The organism is Variovorax sp. P4_D9, from assembly GCF_056401695.1.
Genome location: NZ_JBFUIU010000902.1, coordinates 1 through 3,419, shown reverse-complemented (window position 1 = coordinate 3,419; position 3,419 = coordinate 1). Strand labels below are relative to the sequence as shown.

The window sequence follows — 3,419 nt, the reverse complement described above, 5'->3', positions numbered from 1 at the left end:
CCGCCTGCGCCGCCTGCGCCGCCGGCTGCGCCATTGCCGCCCGCGCCGCCCGCTGAGCCGGCCAAGCCGCCGTCACCACCTGCGCCGCCTCCGCCGCCAAAGCCACCCGAGCCTGCCGAGGTGTTGCCGGAGCTTCCGCCACCGCCGCCACCGCCGCTCCTGCCGCCGAGCGCAGCCGACAGGCTGCCGCTGCTTCCGCCACGGCCGCTGTCGCCGCTCGAGCCGCCGCGTCCGCCGTCGCCGCCACTGGATGAGGCGCGTCCGCTGCCGGTCAGGCCTGCGGCGATGCCGCCGAGGCCGTTGCCGCCGTCACCTGCCGTGGAATCGCCGATCGTGGCGCTGCCATGCGAGATGGCGCCGTTGGATGCGCTGCCACCCACCGCACCGACCGCACCGGTGCCCGTGGCGCCATTGCCGCCTGTGCCCGTGCCATAGGCTGCGCCGCCCTTGCCCGTGCCGCCACGTCCGCCATAGCCGTTGCCGCCCGCGACAGAGCCGTTGTTGGTGGCGTAGTTGCCGATGTTGGACACCCTGTTGCCAGACACATAGCCCTCCAGCTTGCTCACGGCTGTCGCCTTCGCTGTGTTGAAGGCGTTGGTGAAGTTCGCGGTGGACCCGTTGTTGATGGCAGCAGAACGCTCGGCACTGGCATCGGCAGCACCCGATTCCCTGTTGGTGCTCGTGCTGTTGCGCGTGCTGCTGCGCGAACTGGTGCTGGTGCTCGTGCTGGTGCTGGTACTCGTGCTGGTGTTGTTGCCCGCCGTCGTACGTTGGTGGGTGTCCTGATCCGTGTCATTGGCTAACACCGAACCACTGAACCCGAAGGCAAGGGCAATGGCCGAAGCCAGAAGTGTCTTTTTCATGAACCCTCCAAAAAGTTGAACAAGCTTGGTATTGACGTGCGTCGCCGCAAATCGAAGGGCCATGTGCAACTTCGGTGCCAGCAAATTACGGCTTGTTTCGCAGTGGCTTGCGTTCAGAGGCGAGGGCCTCCATTGCAGGCTGTTCACACGAAGCGTGCGGGGCGGTGAGAGCCTGCTCGGCAAGGCCAATCTGCACTTGCTTTGTCACACTCCCTTGACGGCCGTTAGATGTAGCGAAGTGGCCTCGCTCCGAGGGGCCGACAGCCCTTGCATCGGCGGCAGCCTTCCGCCATTCACGCATTCCGTCTCAGCCTTGTGACAGTTGATGTCGTCGAAGCAAGGCCTCGCTCGGGGTCTGTGGCCGACGCAGTGAGGACAGGCTTGACGCCGCGCGGCGCGAGCGCGGCGCGGCGTTGTCGGACAGAAGTGCAACACTTCTGAGACAGCCCCGGAATTTGCTACAAATCACTTACCTTTGTTTGCAACTTGTAGCTTGGTGTGGTTGTTATTTACGCTTAGGCTGCTGCGTGAAACGCTGCCACTAAGAAGCATAGAGAGAGGGACACAATGGAGACCTTCGGTCCGTACAGGACGCTGGCATTGCTGGCCTGTTCGTCACTGGCATGGTCGGGGGCGACGGCTCAGACCCAGAGTTCTTCTTCCTCCTCGAATCGAAGTGCCAACAAGCGCATGGAGGCGCTGCAGCAGCAGGTCCAGGAGCAGGGCCGGCAGATCGACGCGCTGAAGCAGCAGTCCGAACAGCAGGAGGCCCGCTACCGCGAACTGCAGGAGCGCCTCGCGACCCAGGAGGCGCGCGGCGCACCACCCCCGGAAGCCACGAAGACTGCCGATAGAAAGCCGTCGGCGGAAGGCGAAGGCGCCGATTCCGGCCCGCGGCCGGTGCAGGTGGGTGTCGCGCCCAGCGACGAGAGTCCGCAGCCACCGCAATATGCGCAACTGTTCGACGAACCCGGCGTCCTCACCCCCAAGGGCAAGTTCGTCTTCGAGCCCTCCTTGTTTTACGGCTATTCGTCGAGCAACCGCGTCGCCCTCGTGGGCTACACGGTGATCCCGGCGCTGTTGATCGGACTGGTCGATGTGCGGGAGTTCAAGCGCAACACCTTCATCGGCACCTTGACCGGACGCTGGGGCGCCACCAACCGGCTCGAGTTCGAAGCCAAGCTGCCCTATGTCTCGCGCTCGGACTCCACCATCAGTCGCGAGATCTTCACTGGCTCGGCCTTCGACAACGTTTTCGACACCAAGGGCAAGGGCGTGGGGGACGCCGAGTTCGCGGCCCGCTACCAGATCACCGATGGCAAGGATGGCAACCCCTACGTGATCGGGGGGCTGCGCTTCAAGTCAAAGACCGGCAAGGATCCGTTCGGAGTCGTCACCGATTGCGTGACGCGCTGCATCGGCAACGCCACGGGCACCGGCCTGCCGCTGGACCTGGCCACGGGCTCGGGCTTCTATTCGCTGCAGCCGGGCGTCACCTGGTTGCTGCCTTCGGACCCCGCGGTGTTCTTCGGCGGCCTCAACTTCACCTACAACTTCCCCCGCAGCGGCATCAGCCGCTTGGTGCTGAACGGCGAAAGAGAGTTCATCGGCGACGTCAAGCCCGGCAATGTGTGGGGCCTGAATTTCGGCATGGGCCTGTCGATCAACGACCGTTCGTCGTTCAGCCTTGGCATGGAGCTGTATTCGATCGGTCCGACCGAGCAGAACGGCCAGCGCGTGATCGGCTCGGTGCGCACCCAACTGGGCTCGCTGCTGCTCGGCTACTCGTACCGCTACAGCCCGAAGACCACCCTGAACGTGACAGTGGGCGCGGGTCTGACGCGCGATACGCCCGATCTTCAGTTGACCGTCCGGGTGCCCATGTCGTTCTAGCAACAGGTGGTGTCGCGATGCAGGAGCCAGGGAGCATTCTTTGCGTGACGCTCGGCGGTCATTCCAGCCGGGTGGCGGAGCAATTGCTTGCGAGGGGCTGGAACGTCAGCCCTGTCAACGACCTGGCCGCTGCCGGGCGGCTGCAGGCGCATCGGCATTTCGCGCTCGGCCTGCTGGTGGTCGGCGCCGAGGCGGGCGTGACCGAGGCAGCGATGGAGGCTTGCGTCGCGGCCTCCCCAGGGGCTGAATGGGTGGCTGTCTGCGAGGCCCAGGCGCTGGAATCGCCGGCCTTTCGCGAACTGGTCCTGGGGCACTTCTTCGATCACATGCTGCTGCCCCTCAACCTGCGTGAACTGGAGTTGATCCTGGGGCACGCGGCGCAGCGCGCCATCCTGCGGCATCGCAACGAAGCGGCGCGCCGGTCGGCGGTCGACGCGCTCGGCATGGTCGGGCAGGGACCTGCGATCACGCGCTTGCGCGAGCAGATCCGAAAGGTCGCTGCGACCGAGGCGCCGGTGCTGATCGGCGGCGAAAGCGGCAGCGGCAAGGAACTCGCTGCGCGCGCCATCCACCAGTGTTCGCAGCGATCGGGCGGACCCTTCGTCGCCGTCAATTGCGGTGCCATCTCGCCGACCTTGATCCAGTCCGAACTGTTCGGTCATG

Annotated in this window: 3 protein-coding genes and 1 pseudogene; 3 read left to right on the top strand and 1 reads right to left on the bottom strand. The window is 65.5% G+C overall.

The window, feature by feature from the left end:
* A pseudogene (locus tag AC1DY5_RS47975) lies at nucleotides 1-566 on the bottom strand (hypothetical protein); the annotation flags it as partial.
* Here AC1DY5_RS47975 and AC1DY5_RS47970 point away from each other — a divergent pair.
* The 3 genes from AC1DY5_RS47970 to AC1DY5_RS47960 form a co-directional block, all read left to right on the top strand.
* Nucleotides 559-786, top strand: coding sequence for a hypothetical protein (locus tag AC1DY5_RS47970; protein WP_478121389.1), 228 nt, complete (start codon nucleotides 559-561; stop codon nucleotides 784-786). The pseudogene AC1DY5_RS47975 and the gene AC1DY5_RS47970 sit on opposite strands and share 8 nt — an antisense overlap.
* A gap of 644 nt (nucleotides 787-1,430) precedes the next feature.
* Nucleotides 1,431-2,756 carry an acetate kinase gene (locus AC1DY5_RS47965; protein ID WP_478121388.1) on the top strand — a complete coding sequence of 442 codons (1,326 nt, stop codon included), beginning with the start codon at nucleotides 1,431-1,433 and terminating at the stop codon, nucleotides 2,754-2,756.
* Nucleotides 2,757-2,773: 17 nt separating this feature from the next.
* A partial coding sequence (locus AC1DY5_RS47960) for a sigma 54-interacting transcriptional regulator (RefSeq protein ID WP_478121387.1) occupies nucleotides 2,774-3,419 on the top strand: 646 nt, incomplete at its 3' end.

Bases quoted from the DNA above. Each gene is read 5' to 3' on its own strand.
- AC1DY5_RS47965 (WP_478121388.1), top strand. From the start codon at position 1,431: ATGGAGACCTTCGGTCCGTACAGGACGCTGGCATTGCTGGCCTGTTCG.